This is a genomic window from Plantibacter sp. VKM Ac-2876 (genome assembly GCF_015350715.1).
In the GTDB taxonomy this organism is placed as follows: domain Bacteria; phylum Actinomycetota; class Actinomycetes; order Actinomycetales; family Microbacteriaceae; genus Plantibacter; species Plantibacter auratus.
The window spans coordinates 138,900-162,365 of the sequence record NZ_JADKSI010000002.1 but is presented as its reverse complement, the minus strand read 5'-3'; the positions used below and the strand labels follow the sequence as shown (position 1 = coordinate 162,365).

Genomic DNA, 23,466 nt, shown 5'->3' with positions numbered 1-23,466 from the left:
AGGGGGACGCGACATCAGGCGGAGACGAACTCCTGCGCGTCGCGGGTGAGTCGGTTGTAGGCCTCTTCGAGGGTCTGGCGCAGGGGCGTCAGCTCAGTGATCAGCACTCCCGCCTCGTGCGCGGCACGGGCGATCTGCTCCGCGGACAGGCCCTCCACCTCCAGCACGCCCGGCTCGCTCGACGCGACGTTCGCCCCCGCTGAGGTGATCCGGCGAGTGAGTGCAGGCGCATCGAGGGTGCGAACACGGACACGACCGTCTCCCTGCTCGGTGAGCGAACCGATGGGAGCGTCCGCGATGATCTCGCCGCGACCGATGATGATCACGTGGTCCGCGATGAGCGCGAGCTCGTTCAGGAGGTGCGAGGACAGGAACACCGTCCGCCCCTCGGCCGCCAGCCGGGCCAGGAGCTCCCGGACCCAGGTCACGCCCTCGGGGTCCAGGCCGTTGACCGGCTCGTCGAGGATGAGCGTGCCCGGATCGCCCAGCAGTGCTGCGGCGATCCCCAAGCGCTGACCCATCCCCAGGGAGAACCCGCCGACCTTCTTCCTGGCGACCGCGCTGAGACCCGTCGCCTCGAGCACCTCGTCGACGCGCGAGCGCGGAATGCGGTGCGTCGCCGCAATCGAGGCGAGGTGGTTCAGCGCCGAGCGCGACCGGTGCGCCGCCCTCGCGTCCAGCAGAGCACCGACCTCGCGCAGCGGCGCGGCGAACGCTCGGTACTCAGAGCCGTCGATACGTGCACGACCAGCAGTGGGACGGTCGAGCCCGACGATCGATCGCATCGTCGTGGACTTGCCGGCGCCGTTCGGCCCCAGGAATCCGGTGACCTTGCCCGATCGGACACTGAAACTCACATCGCGCACCGCGTACGTGCCTCGGTAGGCCTTGGTCAGCCCCTCCACGTCGATCGTCATGGCGTCTTCCTCCTGCTGGTAGCGGTTGACTCGTGCCATCGACGCTACGGACGCGTGTGCGTCGGCGACTGCCAACCAGGGGTTGATCGTCATCATCGGACTCAGCGGCGAGCTGACCGCCGAGCGTTCGACCGTGAGGGAGCACCGCCTTGCGCTCCGAGCTGCGCGACATGATCGCTCAGCCGGGAAGTCGCCTCTGACCTGGACCGAATTGGTAGAGTGTCTGCTCTAGAGTAAGTGCTCTAGGAATACGGGAGCAGTCATGCCGAGAATCGTCGACCCACAGCGGTTCACCGCGCGCCAGACCGCGATCCTCGCTGCGGCCTACCGCTGTTTCGCCACCGAAGGGTATGAGACCACCTCGACGGCGGACATCTGCCGAGCGGCGGACATCTCCTCGGGGACCCTGTTCCACTACTTCCCCACCAAACTCGACATCCTGGTCACGCTGCTGCGGGTGAGCGCCGCCTGGACCGAGGAGCAACTGCACCTCGCCACGCGCGCCGGGCCAGGCCGCCCTGCCTTGACCACCTATCTCGGCGCACTCGATCGTCAACGGGCGGCCGACCAGACGGTCGGTTTCGCTCGCGCGGTCCAGGGCATGGCGCATCTCCACGCCGTGGCGGCCGTCCTCGACGTCGAGCGGGACATGGTCGACCGCTTCCTCCTCGACCACATCACCGAGGCGGTTCGCACCAGTGCAGCCCGCTCCGACGCGACGCCTGAGCAGCTCGTCCGATGGGTGCGCTGGCTCATCGACGGCAGCGCACTGCACGAGACGCCGGCATCGCGCGCAACGGGTGTCAGCGTCGCCGTCCGGTCGTTGCTCCTCCTCGGATGACGGCGCAGGCCACCGGGGTCGTCAGGCCGACGGAGCAGGTCGATCGGGGTCCTGGTCCCAGAGCGGCATCCCGAACTCGTTGACCGGGATGGCGGACTGCGCCGGATCCGGTAGCCGCTCCCCCGTCGGGCAGGTCATGAAGTGATCGTGCCCGGAGGAACGGTCGAAGGTGTGCTCGGCGAGCGGATGGCCACAGACCGTGCACTGGCGGTCTTCGGTGTCCGACGTCTTCGTCTGCTCGTTCATGCGGGTCATGCTACGCCGACCGTCGGGGTCGACCACCCCGTTGCGCCCGGGACGCCGACCTGCTTCCGTCCCGAGCGCGACCCGTCAGACCTCTCCGAAGCCGGATTCGATGAGCGACGCCAGTGCTCCGATGGCATCCTCCGCGTCCGGACCGTCCGCCTGCAGCTCCACGACCGCCCCCTTGACGAGGCCCAGTGACATGATCCCGAGCAGGCTCTTGGCGTCCTTCCCGTTCACGACCACCTTGGCCGCGAACGTGCTCGCCAGCTTCACGAACTCCGCAGCGGGTCGAGCGTGGAGCCCGTCCTTGTTCCGCAGGGTCACCGAGGCTGCGGCGTGGGACGCTGTCGGGTCGTCGGACCCACCGGCCGGAGTCGCCTCGTCGGCGCCGTGCTGGGCATGGTCACCGCCGGCTGCAGACCGCGCGGCGGCCACGACCTCGTCGAGCGACGCGCCGGTCTGCGCGGCCACGGCTGCGGCGACCCCGCCTTCGACGAGCGGGGCGTCGACGATGCGTACCCGGCCTCGGACGTCGTCGTCGAGGAAGTCGAGTGCCGTCTCAGCGGTCAGGATCGCCGATCCCAGATCGCACAGCACCACCACCCCGGCCCCGGAGTCCACGGCGGCGATCCCGGCGGAGACCAGCTCGAAGCTCGTGCCGATCCCTCCCTCATCGGTACCACCGGCTGCGGCGAGGGCCGCGTCGGGCGCCATCTGGCGCGCCAGGGCGATGAGCCCCTCCGCGATCAGCGAGCTGTGCGAGACGAAGACGAGGCCGACGGCTTCCTCGCTCATGCGGCACCCTCCCCAGCGGCGGCAGCCGCCGCTTGCAGGAGGAAGGAGGTGGACTGCGCCCCGGGGTCGCGGTGCCCGATGGCCCGTTCACCGAGGTAGCTGGCACGCCCCTTGCGGGCGACGAGCGGTTCGGTCGCGGCGGCGCCACCCCACGCGGCCTCCGCGGCTGCGGCCAGTACCCGTGCCGGCGACTCCCCCGCCGCCGCCGCTGCGGATGCAGCGTCCACGGCGGGTGTCCACGCGTCGATCATGGTCTTGTCCCCGACCTCGGCCTTGCCACGGAGCACGATCCCGTCGCGCGCCGCCGCCAGCAGGGCGACGACGGCATCGGCGTCGAGGTCCTCCTGGCCGGCCACGGCGATCGACGCCTTGAGCAGCGCGGTGCCGTACAACGGGCCGCTCGCGCCTCCGACGGTCGAGATGAGCGTCGTCGCGGCGAGCTTGAGGATGTCGGCGGGCGTCGCGTCGGCAGGCTGCTCGTCGAGCTTCGGCAGGATCGCCGAGAACCCGCGGTCGAGGTTCTCGCCGTGGTCGCCGTCCCCGATGTCACGGTCGAGGGTGATCAGCTCCACCCGATGCTCTGCGACGACCGCCGCACTCCCCCGCATCCAGGCGATCGCCCAGGTTCCGTCCAATCCCATCCGTCTACCGTCCCCACCGGAGCGCCGCGGTCTGCACCGGGGCGTCCCACAATTCGATCAGTTCGTCGTCGAGTTTCAGGAGGGTGATCGACACACCCTGCATCTCGAGGCTGGTCGTGTAGTTCCCCACGAGCGACCGTGCCATCTCGATCCCGCGCTCCGCGAGCGCCTCGGCCACGCGGCGGAAGACGATGAAGAGCTCGACCTGCGGCGTCCCGCCCATCCCGTTCACCAAGACGAGGGCCCGCTCGCCCGAGGCGTACGGAAGGTCTTCGAGGATGGCGGCGAGCAGGCGGTCGACGATCCGGTCGGCGGGCTCCAGCGGGATGCGCTCACGGCCGGGCTCACCGTGGATCCCGATGCCGATCTCGATCTCGTCGTCGGCCAGGGTGAAACTCGGCTCGCCCGCGTGCGGGACGACGCACGGGGTGAGTGCCACGCCCATCGTGCGGGTGCGCTCGTTGACCTTCGTCGCGAGGTCGGCGACCTCGTCGAGTCCTCCCCCGGCCTCGGCACGTGCGCCGGCGAGCTTCTCCACGAGGACGGTGCCGGCGACACCCCGTCGCCCCGCCGTGTAGAGCGAGTCCTTCACCGCGACGTCGTCGTCGACGATGACCGAGCGCACCTCGATGCCCTCGGCCAGCGCGAGGTCGGCCGCGGTCTCGAAGTTGAGGACGTCGCCCGTGTAGTTCTTGACGATGTGCAGGACGCCGGCACCACCGTCCACCGCCTTCGTGGCGGCGAGGATGGGGTCTGGAGTGGGCGAAGTGAACACCGGGCCGGGTACGGCGGCGTCGAGCATCCCGAATCCGACGAACCCGCCGTGGAGGGGCTCGTGCCCGCTACCGCCGCCGCTCACGATCCCCACCTTCCCGGCGACCGGCGCATCGGCTCGGGCGATGAACACCGGGTCGAGCGACACGGTGACGAGATCGGGGTGCGCGGCGCCGAAGCCGGCCACCGCCTCGACGACGACGTCCTTGGGATCATTGATGAGCTTCTTCATTGAATCCTCCTGCAAGATCGGTTCGGGTCCGCCGACCGGGTACGCCGGCATCGGGTCTCAACCTACGCGCTGCGGCCCACCGCCGGTAGGGCCGGAAGACCCGGCCACGGCGCGGATCAGCGCGAGCCGAGCGTGCGGGTGGCGTCCACCCAGGCGTCGAGTGTCGCGGTCGCCGCACCCGAGTCGATGACGGCCGCGGCGGACACGAGCGCTACGGCGAACCGCTCGAGGATCGGCCGCTGGGCCTGCGTCGGATCCTCCGACAGCTCGAACGCCACGATCCCGGCCGCCGCGTTCAGCAGGACGATGTCGCGGACCGGCCCATCCTCGCCGGCGAGCGTGGCGCGCACGACACCGGCGTTGTGCTGGGCGTCGCCGCCGATCAGATCGTCGATCGACGCACGGCGGATGCCGAGTTCCCGGGGATCCAGGTCGTGCTCGGTGACGGCTCCGCGGGTGATCTCCCAGAGGTGGCTGTGTCCCGTCGTCGTCAGTTCGTCGAGTCCGTCGTCGCCCCGGAAGACGAGGGCGGTCGCCCCGCGCGTCTGGAAGACGCCCACGAACAACGGGATGCGGTCGGCGTGCGCGACGCCGACCGCCGACGCCTCCGGGCGGGCCGGGTTGACGAGCGGGCCCAGGAAGTTGAAGACCGTCGGCACGCCGAGCTCCGCACGGACAGCCCCTGCGTGGCCGAAACCGGGGTGGAACGCCGCCGCGTACGCGAAGGTGATGCCCGTCGACGCCAGCACCTCCCCCACCAGGTCCGTCGGCAGGGCGAGGTCGACGCCGAGCGCCGAGAGCACGTCACTCGATCCCGAGGCGGAGCTCGCCGCGCGGTTGCCGTGCTTGATGACGGGGATGCCCGTCGCGGCCGCGACGATGGACGCGGTTGTCGAGATGTTGACCGTGCCGAAGCGGTCGCCGCCGGTGCCGACGATGTCGAGGGCCCGGGACGGGGCGACGAGCGGCTTCGCGTGGTCGAGGATCGCGTCGCGGAACCCGACGATCTCGTCCACCGTCTCCCCCTTCCGCCGCAACGCGATGAGGAAGCCGGCGAGCTGGGCGTCCGTCACCTGGCCGGTCATGATCCGTTCCATCGCCCACGTCGACTCGGACACACTGAGATCGGTTCCGGCGAGCAGGTCACCGATGAGCGTCGGCCAGGTCGTGAGAGGCATGTCGACGATCTTACAAGCGCGACTCGCCGACGCCTCGAGCGGCCTGTGGAGGCGAAGATCACATGAATCCCGCAGCAGAACCGAAGATTCCGGTCAGGAAATAAGGCTAGCCTTACTGATCCGAGCGTGCTCGCCGCCCCCGAAATGCGAAAAACCGCTCCGGCTTTCGGCCATAATGGAGGGGTGACGAGCACCTCAATCAACCTTGCGCCGAGCGCGCCCCGGATCAACCGACCGAACACGGTCGCGGTTGGAACGATCGTCTGGCTGGGCAGCGAGGTCATGTTCTTCGCCGGCCTCTTCGCGATCTACTTCACGCTGCGATCGATGGCTCCCGAGCTGTGGGCGGCCGAAGCCGGTCGCCTGAACGTCCCGTACTCGACGATCAACACGATCATCCTCGTGTCCTCGTCGTTCACGTGCCAGTTCGGCGTCTTCGCAGCGGAGCGCATGCAGCCCCGCATGACGGGCTGGAGCCCGCGCAAGTGGGGCATGGTCGAGTGGTTCTTCCTCACCTACGCCCTGGGCGCCGTGTTCGTCTCCGGCCAGATCCTCGAGTACGCGACGCTCGTCAGCGAGGGCATCTCCCTCAGCTCGAACGCGTACGGCTCGGCGTTCTACCTCACGACCGGCTTCCACGGCCTGCACGTGACCGGTGGCCTCATCGCCTTCCTCCTCGTGATCGGCCGTGCCTACGCCGTCAAACGATTCGGCCACAAGGAGGCGACGAGCGCCATCGTCGTCTCGTACTACTGGCACTTCGTCGACGTCGTGTGGATCGGCCTCTACTTCGTCATCTACATCCTGCGCTGACCCGGAATGACTGACTCCATGAAGACTGACCCCACCCAGACGACGACCACCAAGGCGTCCAAGAAGGCCGCCCGCGCCTCGCGCAAGAGCGGCCGCCGCAGCCCGTTCGCCTCGGCGGCACTGCTCGCGATCGGCCTCCTCGTGACCGGTGGCGCCTACGCAGCCGTCAGCGTCAGCACGGCCAGCGCAGAGCCCGTCGCCGCCGCCAAGTCGCAGGCCTCCGTCGACGAGGGCGAGAAGCTCTTCTCCGCGAACTGCGCCACCTGCCACGGCCTCGACATGCAGGGCACGACCGCCGGACCGAGCCTCCTCGGCGTCGGTGCCGCCGCCGTCGACTTCCAGGTCGGCACCGGCCGGATGCCGCTGCAGAACCAGGGCCCGCAGGCCCCGGAGAAGCCCGTGCAGTTCACCGAGGAGCAGATCTCCTCCCTCGCGGCGTACGTCGCCTCGGTCGCACCCGGCCCGGAGATCCCCGAGGAGCAGTACCTCGACGGCGAGGGCGACGCCTCCAACGGCGCACAGCTCTTCCGCATCAACTGCGCGATGTGCCACAACGTCGCAGCCGCCGGTGGCGCCTTGACCGAGGGCAAGTACGCGCCCTCGCTCGTCGGCGTCAGCGCCGCCCACATCTACGAGGCCATGATCACCGGCCCGCAGAACATGCCCGTCTTCAACGACATGAACCTCTCCCCCGAGGACAAGCGCGACATCATCACCGCGCTCAAGTTCATGGAGAAGAACCCGTCACCGGGCGGCAACGACCTCGGCTCGCTCGGCCCCGTCTCCGAGGGCCTGTTCCTCTGGATCTTCGGCCTCGGCTCGATCGTGGCCCTCACCGTCTGGATCACCGCGAAGTCGAACTGACCGACGCGGATCGACAACACGTAAGAAGGAGCACCATGGCTCACGACAACTCGAGCGGCTCGGGTCACCCAGCCGCCGACTCGTCTGCCGATCCGTCCGCCCACGGGCAGGAGCTGCAGGTCGCGACCGGTACCGGGGTCATCTCCCGCGACGCCGTCGTCGACCCCGGCTTGCCTCCGCACCGGAAGCGCGTGACGGACCTCGACCCCAAGAAGGACAAGCGGGCCGAGCGCGCCGTCTACACCCTCTTCTACCTGTCGATCGCCGGCAGCGTCTGGGCGGTCGCCGCCTACATGGCGTTCCCGATCGAGCCCGAGGACATCGCCTCGGTCCGCCTGAACAACCTGTTCATCGGTCTCGGCATGGCGTTGGCCCTGCTCGCGATCGGTATCGGCGCCGTGCACTGGGGCAAGGCCCTCATGCACGACGAAGAGGGCATCGACTACCGTCACAAGGTCGGCGGCAACCAAGTCAGCCGCGATCGCGCGGTGGAGATCATGCACCAGGCGAACGTCGAGTCCGGCATCGGACGACGCGCGCTCATCCGCAACAGCCTCATCGGCTCCCTCATCGTCTTCCCGCTCCCGGGCATCGCGCTGTTCCGCGGTCTCGCGCCGTACGACGAAGACCCCGTCGAGCTCATGCAGCACACGATGTGGAAGGAAGGCACGCGCCTCGCCCGTGACCCGTCCGGTACGCCCATCAAGGCGTCCGACGTGACCCTCGGCAGCGCGTTCCATGTGATCCCCGAGAACCTCCACGAGGCCGATCACGTCCTCAACGAGAAGGCGAAGGCGATCGTGCTGCTCATGCGGCTCAAGCCCGAAGACCTTGTCGAGGAGGAGTCCAAGAAGGACTGGTCCTACGACGGCATCGTCGCCTACTCCAAGGTGTGCACGCACGTCGGTTGCCCTGTCGCGCTCTACGAGCAGCAGACGCACCACCTCCTCTGCCCCTGCCACCAGTCGCAGTTCGATGTCACGAACCACTGCGCGGTCATCTTCGGACCGGCCGCCCGGCCGCTTCCGCAGCTGCCGATCACCGTCGACGACGAGGGCTACCTCGTCGCGCGGAGCGACTTCCACGAACCTGTCGGCCCGAGCTTCTGGGAGCGTCATTGAGCACCTCGACCGCAACACGCGCCCCTGAGCAGGCCAAGGCCGCTCCGGCGAAGAGCTCCGGTGGTTTCACCGGCGCCGCAGCGAACTACCTCGAAGAGCGGACGTCCATCTCGGTCGCCGTCAAGGAGTTCGGCCGCAAGATCTTCCCCGACCACTGGTCGTTCCTCCTGGGCGAGGTCGCGCTCTACAGCTTCGTCATCATCCTGCTGTCGGGCTCCTTCCTCACCTTCTTCTTCCAGGCATCGATGGCGGAGGTCCACTACGACGGGTCCTTCGTCCCGCTGAAGAACATCGAGATGTCCGTCGCCATGGCGTCGACGCTCGACATCTCCTTCGACATCCGCGGCGGCCTCCTGATGCGTCAGGTGCACCACTGGGCGGCCCTGCTGTTCGTGGCGTCCATTGGCCTGCACATGCTGCGCATCTTCTTCACCGGTGCGTTCCGCAAGCCGCGTGAGCTGAACTGGGTGATCGGTTTCGTCCTATTCATCCTGGCCATGGCCGAGGGCTTCACCGGGTACTCGCTGCCCGACGACCTGCTCTCCGGTAACGGTCTGCGGATCATCGACGGCATGGTCAAGGGCCTGCCCATCATCGGTACGTGGACGACCTTCCTGCTGTTCGGTGGAGAGTTCCCGGGCACCGACATCGTCGGCCGCCTCTACACGCTCCACATCCTGCTCCTGCCGGCGCTGGTGCTGCTCTTCATCGCCCTGCACCTGGTGTTCGTCGTCGTGCACAAGCACACGCAGTTCCCGGGCGCCGGTCGCACCGAGCAGAACGTGGTCGGGTTCCCCGTCCTCCCCGTCTACGCGGCGAAGGCCGGTGGCTTCTTCTTCATCGTCTTCGGTGTCGTGATGCTCATCGCCTCGCTGTTCACGATCAACCCGATCTGGAACTACGGACCGTACGATCCCTCCCCGGTCTCGGCGGGTACGCAGCCTGACTGGTACATCGGGTTCGCCGACGGCGCGCTCCGGCTGGTTCCGCCGCACCTCGAGTTCGTCCTCTGGGATCACACGTTCTCGTTCAACATCATCCTTCCCGTCCTCGTCCTGGGTCTGTTCATCGTCACGGTGTTCATCTACCCGTTCGTCGAGGCGTGGATCACGGGTGACAAGCGCGAGCACCACATCCTCGACCGTCCGCGCAACGCGCCGACCCGCACCGCCATCGGCGCTGCCGGTGTCACCTTCTACGCCGCCCTCTGGGCTGCTGCGAGCTCGGACATCATCGCCACCCACTTCAAGGTGACGATGGAGGGCGTGATCCACACGCTGCAGGCGATCCTCATCCTCGGACCGTTCATCGCCTACTTCATCGCGAAGCGCACCTGCCTGGCGCTACAGAAGAAGGATCGCGAGATCCTCCTCCACGGCTACGAGACCGGGCGCATCGTCCGCCTCCCCGGTGGCGAGTTCATCGAGGTCCACGAGCCCGTCGACGAGTACGAGCGCTGGCGCCTCGCGAGCTACGACGACCACAAGCCGTTGATGATCCGTCCGAACGCCAAGGGCAAGATCACCGGTGTCCAGAAGGCTCGCGCCGCGATGTCCCGCTGGTTCTTCGAGGATCGGATCGCTCCGGTCACGAACACGGAGATCGAACGTTCCCACGGCGACCACCACTAGGCGGATCCCCTGGGAAAGCCCCGCAGTCCTGACGGACTGCGGGGCTTTCGTCGTTGAGGGCGGGATCGCCGAACTGCGCCGCGACCAGACGCGTGTGGTAGCGAACGTCCGAGCAGCCCCTCTCCCCCGTTCTCCGGGCGCCGAACGCCGCTGCGGATGCGGCGGCGAGCCCTTCGACAAGCTCAGGGACCCGAGTTCGCTCACCGCGCTTCACCGGCATGCCTGAGTGACAGCAGACGATGGGAGCCGGTCGACCGGCCCCGGGGGCGACGTTCCCGCCCCAGGGTGATCGGGGCCGTACCGAGGAGACAGAGGACTACAGCTGCCCATCGACGGGCTCAGGGACACGAATGCCTGCGCCCAGGTCTCTTCGTACGCACACTGAGTCCTTTGCGGGCGGAGTGTGCCCCTCGACAGCCTCAGAGACCGGTGGGCGCTCCCCCGGTCTATCAGGCATGAGGAGGCGTCACCAGTACGGCTGCCCACCGGGAGCAGCCTCGCCGGACGGACGGGTGACGATCGCGATCTTCGGGGGCGGGTGCGCGCCCCAATGCCGGCTTGATTGTTCTCCGTGTCCAGGCGAGCACCAGAACACGAAAGAGCCCCCGAGCGGTGGCTCGGGGGCTCTTCGATGACAGCTTGGGGATCAGCCCAGCGGAAGGATCTTCTTGTAGAACTCCGCAGTCACGTTGTAGCCGAGACGACGGTAGAAGTCGCCGGCTCGAGAAGTGGACATCGTCAGCTGGCGTGCACCGCGTTCGACGGCATAGTGCTCATTCGCCTCGACGAGGGCCGATCCGATGCCGGCGCCGCGGGCGGTCTCGTCGACGACGAGCTCCTGCAGGTGGGCGGTCAGGCCGGCCGCGTGCAGCAGCCGCGACACCGTCATCAGGGTGTATCCGACAACGCGGTTCGCTTCGTCGACCGCGACGTACAGCACGTTGGTCTCGTCTTCACGAGGGCGCATGACGTTGTTGTACGCCGCCATGAAGTCGTCCGCAGCAGGCGGGATGGACCCGGTGATCAGCTGGCCGGCCAGCGCGAAGACGGCTGAACGGTCGTCGGGCTGACCGCGACGGATGCTGAACGAGGCGACCATCAGCGTGCGAAGTATCCGCGGTAGTACTCGTAGTTCCAACCGACGACCGCGATGACGACCAGCGGGATGCCGATGATCGCGATCCAGAACCCGACCGCCAGACCGAGTACGAGCAGACCGCACGCACCGGCGAGGATGATGGGCCACCAGCTCCACGGGCTGAAGTGCCCGATCTCCGGGTCGCCGTCGTCGATGTTCGCCGTCAGCGTGTCCTCGGGGAGCTCGGCGCCCTGGCTCTTGTGCACCCGGCTGAGGTAGAAGCCGAGGAAGGCGCTCAGGATCGCGGCGAGAGCCAGGGTGACCGTGCCGACCCATTCGACCCGGCCGTGGAGCGGGTCGACGAGCGACCACACCGTGTAGACCGCGCAGAGGAGGGCGCAGAACACCGTCAGGATCGTGAAGAGGATGATATTGGCGCGCATGGCGGCTACTTCACCTTTCCGGCGTCGATGTCGAGCGTGGGTGCGTCAGGCGCGTCCTTCGCGGGACCGACGCCGACCGGGATACCGACCTCGGGGTGATGGAGGTCGAAGGCCGGGCGCTCCGAGCGGATGCGCGGGATGGAGACGAAGTTGTGACGCGGCGGGGGCGAGCTGGTCGCCCACTCGAGCGATCCACCGTAACCCCACGGGTCGTCCTCGGTGACTCGAGGAGCCTTCCGGATCGTGATGTACACGTTCAGGAAGAAGGGCAGCAGCGAGATGGCGAGGATGAACGAACCCACGGTCGACAGCTGGTTCATCCAGGTGAAGCCATCCTCGGGCGAGTACGTCGCGTAGCGGCGCGGGAACCCGATGACGCCCAACCAGTGCTGGATGAGGAACGTCGTGTGGAAGCCGATGAAGAGCAGCCAGAAGTGCCAGTAGCCGAGCTTCTCGTTGAGCATCTTGCCCGTCCACTTCGGCCACCAGAAGTAGAAGCCGGCGAACATGGCGAACACGACCGTGCCGAACACGACGTAGTGGAAGTGCGCCACGACGAAGTAGGAGTCGGAGACGTGGAAGTCGAGCGGCGGCGAAGCGAGGATGACACCGGTGAGTCCACCGAAGACGAAGGTGATCAGGAAGCCGATCGACCAGAGCATCGGGGTCTCGAAGGTGACCGAACCGCGCCACATCGTGCCCAGCCAGTTGAAGATCTTCACGCCGGTCGGAACCGCGATGAGCATCGTCATGAGGGCGAAGAACGGCAGGAGCACCGATCCGGTGACGTACATGTGGTGTGCCCACACCGTCACGGAGAGGGCCGCGATCGCGATCGTCGCGTAGATCAGGGTCTTGTAGCCGAAGATCGGCTTGCGGCTGAACACCGGGAAGATCTCGGACACGATGCCGAAGAACGGCAGCGCGATGATGTAGACCTCGGGGTGCCCGAAGAACCAGAACAGGTGCTGCCACAGGATGACCCCGCCGTTGGCCGCGTCGTAGATGTGGGCGTCGAACACGCGGTCCGCCGCGAGGCCGAAGAGGGCCGCGGCGAGCACCGGGAACGCCATCAGGACGAGGATGGACGTCACGAGGACGTTCCACGTGAAGATCGGCATGCGGAACATCGTCATGCCGGGGGCGCGCATCGTGATGATCGTGGTGATGAAGTTGACGCCACCGAGGATGGTGCCGAAGCCGCTGAGCGCCAGTCCGAGGACCCAGAGATTGCCTCCGAGCCCTGGCGAGAACGTCGTACTCGACAGTGGCGCATAGGCGAACCAGCCGAAGGCGGCGGCACCCTGCGGGGTGAGGAAGCCACCGACGGCGATGAGGCTACCGAAGGCGTAGAGCCAGAACGCGAAGGCGTTCAGACGTGGGAAGGCGACGTCCGGTGCACCGATCTGCAGCGGCATGAGCGCGTTCGCGAACCCGGCGAAGAGCGGCGTCGCGAACATGAGGAGCATGATCGTGCCGTGCATCGTGAAGAGCTGGTTGTACTGCTCCTTCGTCTCCACGATCGTGCCGCCGGGCTCGAAGAGCTGGGCGCGGATGATGAGCGCCATCACACCGCCGAGGCAGAAGAAGATGAACGAGGCGATCAGGTACATGTACCCGATGGTCTTGTGGTCGGTGGAGGTGATCCACTTGACCAGGATGTTGCCCTTGCGCTCGACCGAGGTGCGTCCGACGACGCTCGCCTGGCCTGCGGGAAGCGTGGTGGAGGTCATTCCCCGTCTCCGTGCTCTTCGAGACCTGCCGGCGCCTTGGTGCCGGGGAGGTTGCTGTTGCGATCGTATTCCGTGCCGTAGTCGCCGATGTTGCCCGACTCGGCCAGGTCTTCGAGGTGCTTGTCGTACTCGGCCTGCGAGACGACCTTCACGTTGAAGAGCATGAGCGAGTGGTACTCGCCACAGAGCTCGGCGCACTTGCCGGCGTACGTGCCCTCGCGCTCAGGGGTGAAGGACATGTAGTTCGTCTTGCCCGGGATCATGTCCTTCTTGTAGAGGAAGTCGATGACCCAGAAGGAGTGGATGACGTCGCGCGACTGCAGCGCGATCTTCACCGTCTTGCCGACGGGCAGGTAGAGCGTGGGGAGTGCGTCCTGGTCGATGACGCCACCGGGCTTCTCATCGGCCTGCACGCCTGCGGTCCAGACGTCCTGGCCGTTGACGGCCTCGTCGTACACGAAGTCCCACGCCCACTGCTTGGCGAAGACCTCGATGGCCACGTCGGGATCCTCGTACTGGGTCTCGATCGCGTTCTGGTCGCGTGCCGTGAAGGCGAAGAAGCCGAGGACCAGGATGAGCGGGACGATCGTGTAGAAGATCTCGATCGGCATGTTGTACCGCAGCTGGACCGGGAGACCGGTCTGCCCCTTGCGGCGTCGGTACACGATGACGGCCCAGATGATGAGCCCCCACGTGATGACACCGACTGCGAGCAGCACCAGCCATGCCGTCACCCACAGGCCCGCGATGCGGTCCGTGTGGTTCGTGACGGGAGATTCGCCCTCGACGAATCCCGGCAGGTAACCATGCAGTTCCGCCTGCGTACAACCCGCCAGGACTATGGCGAGTGTGGCTGCGACCGGAATGGCAGCCCATCTGAGACGACGAGTCGAGCGCACCTCTGAAACCTTTCGAATACACACCTGTGGATCGCCCCCCAGTCTAGTGGGGATGGGCGGTGAACGCCGGACCATTCGCGTCCGCGGTGCGGGATCGTGACCGGAATGACGAAGGGGAAACCATCCGCGACCGGGTAATTTCCCCTTCAGGAAGAATCTGGCTCAGTGGAAGCTGTCGCCGCAGGCGCAGCTGCCCTCGGCATTGGGGTTGTCGATGGTGAACCCCTGCTTCTGGATGGTGTCCTCGAAGTCGATCTTGGCGCCGTCGAGGTAGGGGACGCTCATCTTGTCGACGATCACCTCGACACCGTCGAAGTCGACCGTGGCGTCGCCGTCGAGCATGCGCTCGTCGAAGTACAGCTGGTAGATGAGGCCCGAGCACCCACCCGGCTGGACGGCCACGCGGAGACGGAGGTCGTCGCGACCCTCCTGCTCGAGGAGGCTCTTGACCTTCTGCGCCGCCGTGTCGGACAGGCCGACGCCGTGAGCCGCGTCGATCTTGGTCTCGGTCAGGATGGTGTCGCTCATGATGCTCCTCGCGAGGTCTGGCGGCGCCGGGTCGACGCCTGTGTGAGATTCTACCGCCTGCCGCGCCGGACGCACCCCGTGGTTCCGGCGGCGCGTCCGGCGCCGACTACGCGTCGGAGGACGGGCGGGGTGCGGCCGCCAGGCGGGCGAGGAGCACCGCCTCCGTGAGGATCGCCTTCTGGAAGACCCCGAGGTGCAGCGACTCGTTCGGGCTGTGGGCACGCGAGTGCGGGTCTTCGACACCGGTGACGAGGATCTGGGCGTCCGGGAAGACCCGGACGAGGTCGGCGATGAACGGGATCGATCCGCCGACACCCGTCTCCACTGGCTCGACCTCCCAGGCGTCGGCCATGGCGCGCTTCGCCTCGGCGACGGCCCAACCGCTCGTGTCCACGAGGAACGGGCTCCCCTGGTCGACCTCGTCGATCGTCAGCTGTGCGCCGAACGGGCTGTTGGCGAGGAGGTGGGCCTCGAGTGCACGGTAGGCCTCGGCCGGATCCTGCCCGGGGGCGATCCGCGCACTGATGCGCACCGACACCTCCGGGATGAGCGTGTTCGAGGCGTTGGCCACCGACGGTGCGTCGATGCCCGTGACGGTGATCGCGGGCTGCGACCAGATCCGGCTGAGGATGGAGCCGCGGCCGATGGGCGAGACGCCTTCGGACAGTCCGGACTCGGCGCGGAGCTGCGCCTCGTCGAACTCCGGGGTGACGGCGTCGTGCGAGGTGAGTCCGTCGACCGCCACCGAACCGTCCGCGTCCCACAGGGTCGCGAGCAGGGTGACCGTGGCCAGCATCGCGTCCGGCACCGCTCCCCCGAGCATCCCTGAGTGGGAGGCGTGGTCGAGGGTCTTCACGCGCAGCCGGAACGTGACGTTGCCGCGCAGACCGATCGTCAGCGCCGGCGTCCGCTCGTCCCAGTTGTCGCTGTCGGCGACGACGATCACGTCCGCAGCGAGGGTGTCGCGGTGCTCCTCCAGGAAGGAACCGAAGGACCGCGAGCCGAACTCCTCCTCGCCCTCGATGAACAGCACGATACCGAGGTCGAGGTCGGAGCCGAGGACCTCGGTGACGGCTCGGATCGCGGCGATGTGGGACATGACGCCGGCCTTGTCGTCAGCCGCGCCCCGTCCGTAGATGCGGCCGTCGCGGACGGTCGGCTCGAACGGCGGCGAGTCCCACTTGTCGTCGCTTCCGGGGGGCTGGACGTCGTGGTGCGCGTAGAGCAGCACGGTCGGTCGGCCGTTCCGTGGTTCGCGGCGGGCCAGCACGGCGGGCTGTCCGAGCTCCGCTCCGCCGTCGATGGCGGACCGGCGCACCGAGACCTCGTCGAAGACACCGAGACCGCGGGCGAGCTCCGCGACCGCCTCGGCACTCCGCGCCACCTCGGCCGCGTCGAACGCCGACCACGACACCGAGGGGATGCGGACGAGCGCCGACAGATCGGCGATCGACGACGGCAACGCACCGGCGACGGATTCGCGCAGCCGATCGAGGACTTCCTGGTCGTTGCGTGGGTCTTGGGTCGATTCCGTCGTGGTACCTGTCGTCATGCGAGTAATCTTAAGGGAATCCCCGAATCAAGGACGTTCCATCGTGGCCAAACAGCAGAGCACCCCGGCATCAGAGCCGATCGTCGAGACCGCAGCGCAGACGGCTGAGCGCCTCGCCCGCGGCGCCAAGGAGGCGAAGGGTCGACCGACCCCGTCCCGGGCGGAACGCGAGGCGCAGAACAAGCGTCCACTCGTCCCCTCCGACCGCAAGGAGGCCTCGAAGGCGGCGAAGGCGCAGCAGGCCGAGGCACGGCGGCGGGCGCAGGCCGGCATGGCCGCCGGCGACGACAAGTTCCTCCCGGCACGCGAGCGCGGCCCGCAGAAGAAGTTCGTCCGCGACTACGTCGACGCCCGGTTCAACATCGGTGAGTTCATGATCCCGGTGATGTTCCTCGTGATCATCCTCACCTTCATGCCGGTGCCGGAGATCCAGGTCTACGGCATGCTCACCCTCTGGGTGTTCTTCATCATCGCGATCGCCGACTGCTTCTTCCTCGGCTTCCGCGTCCGGAAGGCGCTGCGGGCGAAGTTCGGGCAGGACGAGCGCGGCGTGCGCTGGTACGCCGCCATGCGAGCGCTGCAGCTGCGCCCGCTCCGTCTGCCGAAGCCGCAGGTCAAGCGCGGCCAGTTCCCCAACAAGTAGTCCCCGAACCACGAACGCCCGCCGGTCCCGGACCGGCGGGCGTTCGTCGTCGACAGCGCGTGGTGCCGCTCAGCGGCCGGTTCGGGCCAGCCGGTCGAGCCCGCGATTGATGTGCCTCGCCCAGAGCGGCCCGCGGTAGAGGAACGCCGTGTAGCCCTGCACGAGGGTTGCTCCTGCGTCCAAGCGCTCCTGGACGTCTTCGGCGGTGTCGACGCCCCCGACCGAGATGACGCACAACTCCGGGGGCACGATGGCCCGGATGCGCCGCAGGACGACGAGCGAGCGGGCGGCCAGCGGTGCTCCGGACAGTCCACCGGCCCCGGCCGCCTCGACGATGGCGGGATCGGTGGTCAGTCCGTCGCGCGAGATGGTCGTGTTCGTCGCGATGACGCCGTCCAGGCCGAGTTCCACGACCAGCTCTGCGATGCGGTCGACCTCCGCATCGCTGAGGTCGGGTGCGATCTTGACGAGCAACGGCGTCGAACCGGCGGCGCCGCGGACGGCCTCGAGCAGCGGCGCGAGCTGGTCGAGCTCCTGGAGGCCGCGGAGCCCAGGGGTGTTCGGCGAGCTGACGTTGACCACGAGGTAGTCGGCCACGGGCGCGAGGAGCGTCGCGCTCCGGACGTAGTCGGCCGTGGCGTCGGCGACGTCCACGACACGGCTCTTGCCGATGTTCACGCCGAGGACGGGTCGGCGGCTCACCCGCGCGGTCCGTTCGAGCCGACGCCTGGCCTGGTCGGCTCCCCCGTTGTTGAAGCCCATGCGGTTGACGACCGCCCGATCGGCGATGAGTCGGAACAGTCGGGGCTTGGGATTACCTGGCTGCGGGATCGCCGTGATCGTGCCCACCTCGACATGGCCGAACCCGAGCAGTCCGAGGCCGAGGACGCCCTTGCCGTCCTTGTCGAAGCCGGCGGCGACACCGAACGGGGTCTCGAACCGCAGCCCCAGCGTCTCCACCGACTGGTCGAGTCGCGGCAGCGTCCAGCGCCTGATGGCGGGGCCGAGGCCGGTCGCGGGAAGCGCGCGGATGACGTCGAAGGCCAGGTGGTGTGCGCGTTCGGGATCGAGCTTGGACAGCACCTGGGAGAAGAGGAGGCGGTACACGGCTCAGAGCTCCTCGGACGGGACGGGGGCGGCGCCCGAAGCGTGCTCGACGCGGAGCAGCGCGATCGCGGACTCGAAGTCGTCGAGCGATTCGAATGCCTGGTACACACTGGCAAAGCGGAGGTACGCGACCTCGTCCAGCTCCCGCAGCGGTGCGAGGATCGCCAGACCGATGTCGTTCGCGTCGATCTGCGACGCGCCGGTGGCCCGGATGGACTCCTCCACCCGCTGAGCCAGGACGGCGAGGTCGGAGTCCGTCACCGGGCGACCCTGGCAGGCCTTGCGGACACCGCTCACGACCTTTTCCCGGCTGAAGGGCTCCACCACGCCCGAACGCTTGATCACGCCGAGACTCGAGGTCTCCATGGTGCTGAAGCGCCTCCCGCACTCGGGGCACTGCCGGCGTCGGCGGATGGCGAGTCCGTCGTCGCTGGTGCGTGAGTCGATCACCCGGGAATCCGGGTGGCGGCAGAACGGGCAGTACATCAGCGGGCTCCCTCGGGGGTGGTGGGGGCGGTGGTGTCGTCCGCCGCACGGATCTCGGCATCGACGAGCCCGAAGCGGGCCGTCACCGCCTCGCCGTGCGCCGGCAGGTCCTCCGAGCCCGAGAGGGCGACGATGTGGGCCGAGACCTGACGGAGCGCCGGTTCGTCGTACCGGACGACCTGCTGCGGCCGGAGGAAGGTGAACGCTCCGAGGCCCGAGGAGAACCGTGCCTGGCCGCCCGTCGGGAGGACGTGGTTCGACCCGGCCAGATAGTCTCCGAGGCTCACCGGGGTGTGGTCACCGAGGAAGATCGCGCCGGCGTTCGTGATGGCGCCGAGGAGCGGCTCGGGGTCGCGGGTCTGCACCTCGAGGTGCTCGGGCCCGTACGCGTTGCTGAACGCCACGGCCGCCTCGAGGTCGTCCACGAGCACGATCGCCGACTGCGGCCCGCCCAGGGCCTCGACGACGCGCGCTCCGTGACGGGTGCCCGCGGCGTACCGCTGCAGCCACTCCTCCACCGCGGTCGCGAGCGCCGCGCTGTCGGTGACGAGCAGCGATGCCGCCGCCTCGTCGTGTTCCGCCTGGCTGACGAGGTCGGCTGCGACGAGCCGGGCATCGGCGCCGGCGTCCGCGATGACCAGGATCTCGGTGGTCCCGGCTTCGGCGTCGATCCCCACCTGCCCTTTCACGAGGCGCTTGGCGGCCGCCACGAAGATGTTGCCCGGGCCGGTCACGACGTCCACCGGGTCGAGGGCGAGGTCGGGTACCCCGTAGGCGAACGCACCGATCGCTCCGGCGCCGCCCATGGCGTAGACCTCGGTCACCCCGAGCAGCCCGGCGGCGCCGAGGATCGTCGGGTGGACACGGCCGCCGAACTCGCGCTGCGGGGGCGAAGCGAGCGCCACGGAGCCGACGCCGGCCTCCTGGGCCGGCACGACGTTCATGACGACACTCGACGGGTAGACGGCCTTCCCGCCCGGGACGTAGAGGCCGACACGACCGACCGGTGCCCAGCGCTGCACGACGGTCGCGCCGTCGCCGAGCTCGGTCGTGCGCTCCGGCGGGACCTGCGCTCTGGTGGCGGTCCGGACGCGGTCGATGGCCTCCACGAGCGCGGCGCGCACGGCGGGCTCGAGTGCCGTGACGGCCGCGTCGATCTCGGCCTGTGGGACGCGGATCCGCTCAGGTCGTCCCCCGTCGAACCGGTCCGCCTGCGTCAGAAGCGCCTCGGAACCCTCCGATCGGACATCATCGATCAGCGCCTGAGCGGCATGCGCTGCCGCGGTGATGTCGACGACGGGACGGGGCAGCATGTCCAGGAGCTCGGTGCGGCTCGGCCGCACTCCCCTGAGGTCAATGGTGGTGATCATGGCCGTCACAGCCTATCGTCCGCAGCGGTCCGTCCCGGCTGCCGCCCGCGCCCGAGCGAGGTCAGCCGAGACAGTTCGGGCCGAGCAGGGACTTCAGCTCGCCGAAGAGTCCGGACGAGAGGCTGACGCGATGGGGTAGCTCGAACACCCGCGCGATCTCGCCTCGGACGAGCTTCAACCGCACCTCGGTCGATCCCGCGTGCCGCGTCAGCACGTCGCTGAGCGTGGTCACGGTCTCGGTCGTCGCCCGGGCGTCCGCCATCGACAGCTGGAGCATGCGGTCGGCACCGGCCTCGGGCAGTTCGGGCGAGAAGATGCTGTACGCGTGGAGGTTCATCCCGTCGTCTCGGACACTGACCCGTCCGCGGACCACCACGATCGAGTCGCCGACGAGTTCGGAGGCGAACTCCTGATACGCCTTGCCCATGAACATGGCGGTCATCTCGCCGCCGAAGTCCTCGACCTGGATCATCCCGTACTGGTTGCCGGAGGCCTTGGCGATCCGGTGCTGGACACTCGTGACGAGCCCCGAGATCACGACGGTCTCGCCGTCCATGCCCTCGGAGGTCATGAGGTCGGTGATGGTCGTGGTGGCGTGCTTCGCCAACTCGATCTCGAGTCCGGCCAGCGGGTGGTCCGAGACGTACAGCCCCAGCATCTCCCGTTCGAAGTTGAGTTTGTCGCGCTTGCTCCAGTCGGGACGCGCGGGGACGCTCGCGAGCGGAACCTCGCCGACCTCGGCGAACAGGCTGTCGAAGTCGAAGCCGATGCTCCCGGACGCCTCGGCACGCTTGTCCTTCACGACGGAGTCGACGGCGTCCTCGTGGATCTCGTAGAGCGCACGTCTGCTGTCGCCCATGGAGTCGAACGCGCCGGCCTTGATGAGCGACTCGATGGTCCGCTTGTTCGCCACCGGCAGCGGCACCTTGCGGAGGAAGTCGTGGAAGGAGGTGAACCGGCCCTCGCGCTCGCGTGCCTGCCGGATGAGCTCCACGACGTTCGAACCGACGTTGCGGACGGCTCCCAGACCGAACCGGATGTCCTCCCCGACTGCGGCGAAGAACCCGATGGACTCGTTGACGTCGGGCGGCAGGACCTGGATCCCCATGCGGCGGCACTCGTTGAGGTAGAGCGCCATCTTGTCCTTGGAGTCGCCGACACTCGTCAGCAGACCGGCCATGTACTCGGCCGGGTAGTGCGCCTTGAGGTACGCCGTCCAGTAGGAGATGACCCCGTAGGCGGCGGAGTGCGCTTTGTTGAACGCGTAGTCCGAGAACGGGAGGAGGATCTCCCACAGCTTGTTGACGGCCTCCATCGAGAAGCCGTTCGCGACCATGCCGCCGGAGAAGCCCTCGAACTGCTTGTCCAGTTCGGACTTCTTCTTCTTACCCATCGCACGACGGAGGATGTCGGCCTGCCCGAGGGAGAAGCCGGCGACCTTCTGCGCGATCGCCATCACCTGCTCCTGGTAGATGATGAGGCCGTAGCTCGTCGACAGGATCTCGGAGAGCGGTTCCTCGAGCTGCGGATGGATCGGGGTGATCTCCTGCAGGCCGTTCTTCCGCAGCGCGTAGTTCGTGTGCGAGTTCGCGCCCATCGGCCCGGGCCGGTACAGGGCGATCAGCGCCGAGATGTCCTCGAAGTTGTCGGGCTTCATGAGGCGCAGCAGCGCGCGCATCGGTCCGCCGTCGAGCTGGAACACCCCGAGGGTGTCGCCTCGGGACAGGAGTTCGTACGCACCGCGGTCGTCGAGTTCGAGGTCTTCGAGGACGAGCTCGATGTCGCGGTTGCTCTTGATGTTGTCGAGGGCGTCGTTGATGATCGTCAGGTTGCGCAACCCGAGGAAGTCCATCTTGATCAATCCGAGGGACTCGCACGCCGGGTAGTCGAACTGCGTGACGATCTGGCCGTCCTGCTCGCGCTTCATGATCGGGATGATGTCGATGAGCGGGTCGCTCGACATGATCACGCCGGCCGCGTGGACACCCCACTGGCGCTTCAGGTTCTCGATGCCGAGCGCGGTCTCGAAGACGGTCCGCGCCTCCGGATCGGTGTCGAGTATGCCGCGGAGGTCGACCGCCTCCTTGTACCGCGGGTGCTTGGTGTCGAGGATGCCCTCGAGCGGGATGTCCTTGCCCATGACCGCCGGCGGCATGGCCTTCGTCAGCTTGTCGCCCATGCCGAACGGGAAGCCGAGGACGCGCGACGAGTCCTTGAGCGCCTGCTTGGCCTTGATGGTGCCGTACGTGACGATCTGCGCGACGCGCTCGTCGCCGTACTTCTCGGTGACGTACTTGATGACCTCGCCGCGGCGGCGGTCGTCGAAGTCGACGTCGAAGTCGGGCATCGAGACGCGGTCGGGGTTGAGGAACCGCTCGAAGATGAGCCCGTGGCGGAGTGGGTCGAGATCGGTGATCTGCATCGCGTACGCCGCCATGGAACCCGCTCCGGAACCACGACCGGGCCCGACGCGGATGCCGTTGCGCTTCGACCACTGGATGAAGTCGGCGACGACGAGGAAGTACCCGGGGAAGCCCATCTGCACGATGACGCGCGTCTCGTAGTTCGCGCGCTCGCGGACGTCGGCGGGGATCCCGTTCGGGTACCGCAGGTTCAGCCCGGTCTCGACCTCTTTGATGAACCAGCTCTCCTCGTTCTCCCCCTCCGGCACGGGGAAGCGCGGCATGTAGTTGGCCGAGGTGTCGAAGGCGACGTCGCATCGCTCGGCGATCGCGAGGGTGTTGTCGCACGCCTCGGGGTACTCGCGGAACAGCCGGCGCATCTCGTCCGCGGACTTCAGGTAGAACTCGTCGGCGTCGAACTTGAAGCGGTTCGGGTCGTTGAGCGTGGAACCGGACTGCACGCAGAGGAGGGCGGCGTGCGCTTTGGCGTCCGCGGCGTGCGTGTAGTGGAGGTCGTTCGTCGCGAGGAGCGGGAGACCGAGGTCTTTCGACAGCCTGATGAGGTCGGCCATGATCCGGCGCTCGATCCCGAGCCCGTGGTCCATGATCTCGCAGAAGTAGTTCTCCGCGCCGAAGATGTCGCGGAAGTCCGCAGCGGCCTTGACCGCCTCGTCGTACTGGCCGAGACGGAGTCTCGTCTGCACCTCGCCGCTCGGGCAGCCGGTCGTCGCGATGAGGCCGGCGCTGTACTGGCTCAGGATCTCCCGGTCCATGCGCGGCTTGAAGTAGTACCCCTCGATCGACGCCTTCGACGAGAGCCGGAAGAGGTTGTGCATCCCCTCTGTCGTCTCCGAGAGCAAGGTCATGTGCGTGTATGCGCCGGCGCCGGAGACGTCATCTCCCCCGCCGTCGCCCCACTTGATCCGCGTCCGGTCACCGCGCGCGGTCCCCGGGGTGATGTACGCCTCGGTCCCGATGATCGGCTTGATTCCGGCATCGGTCGCCGTGCGCCAGAAGTCGAAGGCACCGAACATGTTGCCGTGGTCGGTCACGGCGACGGCGGGCATGCCCTGCTCGACCGCGGCCTGGATGAGCGGCTTCACGCGGGCTGCTCCGTCGAGCATCGAATACTCGCTGTGGACGTGCAGATGGACGAACGAATCGGTGGACGT

At 67.9% G+C, this 23,466-nt stretch carries 22 protein-coding genes; 6 read left to right on the top strand and 16 right to left on the bottom strand.

Translation table 11 applies throughout. From position 1 onward, the window contains the following. Positions 1–14: 14 nt before the first annotated feature. The gene (locus ITJ62_RS07165) at positions 15–917 is read right to left on the bottom strand and encodes an ABC transporter ATP-binding protein (RefSeq protein ID WP_194600529.1); all 903 of its coding nucleotides are present in this window, start codon (positions 915–917) and stop codon (positions 15–17) included. 262 nt (positions 918–1,179) lie between these two features. Between ITJ62_RS07165 and ITJ62_RS18985 the strand changes: the two genes are divergently transcribed. Next, on the top strand, positions 1,180–1,758 hold the full coding sequence (locus ITJ62_RS18985; protein ID WP_228498106.1) for a TetR/AcrR family transcriptional regulator: 579 nt from the start codon (positions 1,180–1,182) through the stop codon (positions 1,756–1,758). A 21-nt stretch (positions 1,759–1,779) separates the two neighbouring features. On the opposite strand, the gene ITJ62_RS07155 is transcribed toward ITJ62_RS18985, so the two are convergent. From ITJ62_RS07155 to trpD, 5 genes are all read right to left on the bottom strand, one after another. Next, positions 1,780–2,004, bottom strand: a complete 225-nt coding sequence (locus ITJ62_RS07155; protein ID WP_124769389.1) for a hypothetical protein — start codon at positions 2,002–2,004, stop codon at positions 1,780–1,782. Between the two features lie 84 nt (positions 2,005–2,088). Then, on the bottom strand, positions 2,089–2,799 hold the full coding sequence (gene dhaM / locus ITJ62_RS07150; RefSeq protein WP_194600526.1) for a dihydroxyacetone kinase phosphoryl donor subunit DhaM: 711 nt from the start codon (positions 2,797–2,799) through the stop codon (positions 2,089–2,091). Further along, positions 2,796–3,440, bottom strand: a complete 645-nt coding sequence (gene dhaL / locus ITJ62_RS07145; RefSeq protein ID WP_194600523.1) for a dihydroxyacetone kinase subunit DhaL — start codon at positions 3,438–3,440, stop codon at positions 2,796–2,798. The genes dhaM and dhaL overlap by 4 nt, the downstream gene beginning before the upstream one ends. A gap of 4 nt (positions 3,441–3,444) precedes the next feature. Continuing rightward, entirely contained in the window at positions 3,445–4,446 is a 1,002-nt protein-coding gene (dhaK, locus tag ITJ62_RS07140) for a dihydroxyacetone kinase subunit DhaK (protein WP_194600520.1), read from the bottom strand. A 116-nt stretch (positions 4,447–4,562) separates the two neighbouring features. Then, positions 4,563–5,624 (bottom strand): anthranilate phosphoribosyltransferase, encoded by a 1,062-nt coding sequence (gene trpD / locus ITJ62_RS07135; RefSeq protein WP_194600518.1) that lies wholly within the window; start codon positions 5,622–5,624, stop codon positions 4,563–4,565. 144 nt (positions 5,625–5,768) lie between these two features. Here trpD and ITJ62_RS07130 point away from each other — a divergent pair, with 144 nt between their 5' ends. The 4 genes from ITJ62_RS07130 to ITJ62_RS07115 are packed head-to-tail and all read left to right on the top strand — an operon-like array spanning position 5,769 to position 10,053. Then, positions 5,769–6,437, top strand: a complete 669-nt coding sequence (locus tag ITJ62_RS07130) for a heme-copper oxidase subunit III (RefSeq protein WP_085510949.1) — start codon at positions 5,769–5,771, stop codon at positions 6,435–6,437. Positions 6,438–6,455: 18 nt separating this feature from the next. Next, positions 6,456–7,301: a cytochrome c gene (locus tag ITJ62_RS07125; RefSeq protein WP_138947123.1), complete on the top strand. Its 846-nt coding sequence runs from the start codon at positions 6,456–6,458 to the stop codon at positions 7,299–7,301. A 35-nt stretch (positions 7,302–7,336) separates the two neighbouring features. After that, positions 7,337–8,422 (top strand): ubiquinol-cytochrome c reductase iron-sulfur subunit, encoded by a 1,086-nt coding sequence (locus ITJ62_RS07120; RefSeq protein ID WP_064296977.1) that lies wholly within the window; start codon positions 7,337–7,339, stop codon positions 8,420–8,422. Continuing rightward, positions 8,419–10,053, top strand: coding sequence for a ubiquinol-cytochrome c reductase cytochrome b subunit (locus ITJ62_RS07115; protein ID WP_064296978.1), 1,635 nt, complete (start codon positions 8,419–8,421; stop codon positions 10,051–10,053). The genes ITJ62_RS07120 and ITJ62_RS07115 overlap by 4 nt, the downstream gene beginning before the upstream one ends. A gap of 646 nt (positions 10,054–10,699) precedes the next feature. Here ITJ62_RS07115 and ITJ62_RS07110 read toward each other — a convergent pair. The 6 genes from ITJ62_RS07110 to ITJ62_RS07085 all read right to left on the bottom strand — a co-directional run bounded on the left by ITJ62_RS07110 (position 10,700) and on the right by ITJ62_RS07085 (position 16,286). Further along, positions 10,700–11,152 (bottom strand): GNAT family N-acetyltransferase, encoded by a 453-nt coding sequence (locus ITJ62_RS07110; RefSeq protein WP_064296979.1) that lies wholly within the window; start codon positions 11,150–11,152, stop codon positions 10,700–10,702. Beyond that, complete coding sequence (locus tag ITJ62_RS07105; protein ID WP_064296980.1) at positions 11,152–11,574, bottom strand: cytochrome c oxidase subunit 4; 423 nt, start codon at positions 11,572–11,574, stop codon at positions 11,152–11,154. The genes ITJ62_RS07110 and ITJ62_RS07105 overlap by 1 nt, the downstream gene beginning before the upstream one ends. 5 nt (positions 11,575–11,579) lie before the next feature. Next, the gene (ctaD, locus tag ITJ62_RS07100; protein ID WP_064296981.1) at positions 11,580–13,307 is read right to left on the bottom strand and encodes a cytochrome c oxidase subunit I; all 1,728 of its coding nucleotides are present in this window, start codon (positions 13,305–13,307) and stop codon (positions 11,580–11,582) included. Continuing rightward, a complete protein-coding gene (gene coxB, locus ITJ62_RS07095) occupies positions 13,304–14,206 on the bottom strand; it encodes a cytochrome c oxidase subunit II (protein WP_079706003.1) in 903 nt (300 codons plus the stop codon). Before coxB ends, ctaD begins: the two co-directional genes overlap by 4 nt. 162 nt (positions 14,207–14,368) lie before the next feature. Continuing rightward, positions 14,369–14,734 carry an iron-sulfur cluster insertion protein ErpA gene (erpA, locus tag ITJ62_RS07090; RefSeq protein ID WP_064296983.1) on the bottom strand — a complete coding sequence of 122 codons (366 nt, stop codon included), beginning with the start codon at positions 14,732–14,734 and terminating at the stop codon, positions 14,369–14,371. A 106-nt stretch (positions 14,735–14,840) separates the two neighbouring features. After that, on the bottom strand, positions 14,841–16,286 hold the full coding sequence (locus ITJ62_RS07085) for a dipeptidase (protein ID WP_079706004.1): 1,446 nt from the start codon (positions 16,284–16,286) through the stop codon (positions 14,841–14,843). A 43-nt stretch (positions 16,287–16,329) separates the two neighbouring features. Between ITJ62_RS07085 and ITJ62_RS07080 the strand changes: the two genes are divergently transcribed. After that, entirely contained in the window at positions 16,330–16,929 is a 600-nt protein-coding gene (locus ITJ62_RS07080) for a DUF3043 domain-containing protein (RefSeq protein WP_064296985.1), read from the top strand. A 69-nt stretch (positions 16,930–16,998) separates the two neighbouring features. Here ITJ62_RS07080 and ITJ62_RS07075 read toward each other — a convergent pair whose 3' ends face one another. The 4 genes from ITJ62_RS07075 to dnaE form a co-directional block, all read right to left on the bottom strand. Next, a complete protein-coding gene (locus ITJ62_RS07075; RefSeq protein ID WP_194600515.1) occupies positions 16,999–18,036 on the bottom strand; it encodes a quinone-dependent dihydroorotate dehydrogenase in 1,038 nt (345 codons plus the stop codon). 3 nt (positions 18,037–18,039) lie between these two features. Continuing rightward, entirely contained in the window at positions 18,040–18,522 is a 483-nt protein-coding gene (nrdR, locus tag ITJ62_RS07070) for a transcriptional regulator NrdR (protein WP_064296987.1), read from the bottom strand. Next, positions 18,522–19,892 carry a histidinol dehydrogenase gene (hisD, locus tag ITJ62_RS07065; protein ID WP_194600513.1) on the bottom strand — a complete coding sequence of 457 codons (1,371 nt, stop codon included), beginning with the start codon at positions 19,890–19,892 and terminating at the stop codon, positions 18,522–18,524. The genes nrdR and hisD overlap by 1 nt, the downstream gene beginning before the upstream one ends. 61 nt (positions 19,893–19,953) lie before the next feature. Continuing rightward, positions 19,954–23,418 (bottom strand): DNA polymerase III subunit alpha, encoded by a 3,465-nt coding sequence (dnaE, locus tag ITJ62_RS07060; RefSeq protein WP_199862116.1) that lies wholly within the window; start codon positions 23,416–23,418, stop codon positions 19,954–19,956. Positions 23,419–23,466 lie beyond the last annotated feature (48 nt).

What these genes read in the sequence shown, in the direction of transcription:
- ITJ62_RS07165 (WP_194600529.1), bottom strand. Translation starts at nt 917, where the DNA reads ATGACGATCGACGTGGAGGGGCTGACCAAGGCCTACCGAGGCACGTAC.
- ITJ62_RS18985 (WP_228498106.1), top strand. Translation starts at nt 1,180, where the DNA reads ATGCCGAGAATCGTCGACCCACAGCGGTTCACCGCGCGCCAGACCGCG.
- ITJ62_RS07155 (WP_124769389.1), bottom strand. Translation starts at nt 2,004, where the DNA reads ATGAACGAGCAGACGAAGACGTCGGACACCGAAGACCGCCAGTGCACG.
- dhaM (WP_194600526.1), bottom strand. Translation starts at nt 2,799, where the DNA reads ATGAGCGAGGAAGCCGTCGGCCTCGTCTTCGTCTCGCACAGCTCGCTG.
- dhaL (WP_194600523.1), bottom strand. Translation starts at nt 3,440, where the DNA reads ATGGGATTGGACGGAACCTGGGCGATCGCCTGGATGCGGGGGAGTGCG.
- dhaK (WP_194600520.1), bottom strand. Translation starts at nt 4,446, where the DNA reads ATGAAGAAGCTCATCAATGATCCCAAGGACGTCGTCGTCGAGGCGGTG.
- trpD (WP_194600518.1), bottom strand. Translation starts at nt 5,624, where the DNA reads ATGCCTCTCACGACCTGGCCGACGCTCATCGGTGACCTGCTCGCCGGA.
- ITJ62_RS07130 (WP_085510949.1), top strand. Translation starts at nt 5,769, where the DNA reads ATGCGAAAAACCGCTCCGGCTTTCGGCCATAATGGAGGGGTGACGAGC.
- ITJ62_RS07125 (WP_138947123.1), top strand. Translation starts at nt 6,456, where the DNA reads ATGAAGACTGACCCCACCCAGACGACGACCACCAAGGCGTCCAAGAAG.
- ITJ62_RS07120 (WP_064296977.1), top strand. Translation starts at nt 7,337, where the DNA reads ATGGCTCACGACAACTCGAGCGGCTCGGGTCACCCAGCCGCCGACTCG.
- ITJ62_RS07110 (WP_064296979.1), bottom strand. Translation starts at nt 11,152, where the DNA reads ATGGTCGCCTCGTTCAGCATCCGTCGCGGTCAGCCCGACGACCGTTCA.
- ITJ62_RS07105 (WP_064296980.1), bottom strand. Translation starts at nt 11,574, where the DNA reads ATGCGCGCCAATATCATCCTCTTCACGATCCTGACGGTGTTCTGCGCC.
- ctaD (WP_064296981.1), bottom strand. Translation starts at nt 13,307, where the DNA reads ATGACCTCCACCACGCTTCCCGCAGGCCAGGCGAGCGTCGTCGGACGC.
- erpA (WP_064296983.1), bottom strand. Translation starts at nt 14,734, where the DNA reads ATGAGCGACACCATCCTGACCGAGACCAAGATCGACGCGGCTCACGGC.
- ITJ62_RS07085 (WP_079706004.1), bottom strand. Translation starts at nt 16,286, where the DNA reads ATGACGACAGGTACCACGACGGAATCGACCCAAGACCCACGCAACGAC.
- nrdR (WP_064296987.1), bottom strand. Translation starts at nt 18,522, where the DNA reads ATGTACTGCCCGTTCTGCCGCCACCCGGATTCCCGGGTGATCGACTCA.
- hisD (WP_194600513.1), bottom strand. Translation starts at nt 19,892, where the DNA reads ATGATCACCACCATTGACCTCAGGGGAGTGCGGCCGAGCCGCACCGAG.
- dnaE (WP_199862116.1), bottom strand. Translation starts at nt 23,418, where the DNA reads ATGCTCGACGGAGCAGCCCGCGTGAAGCCGCTCATCCAGGCCGCGGTC.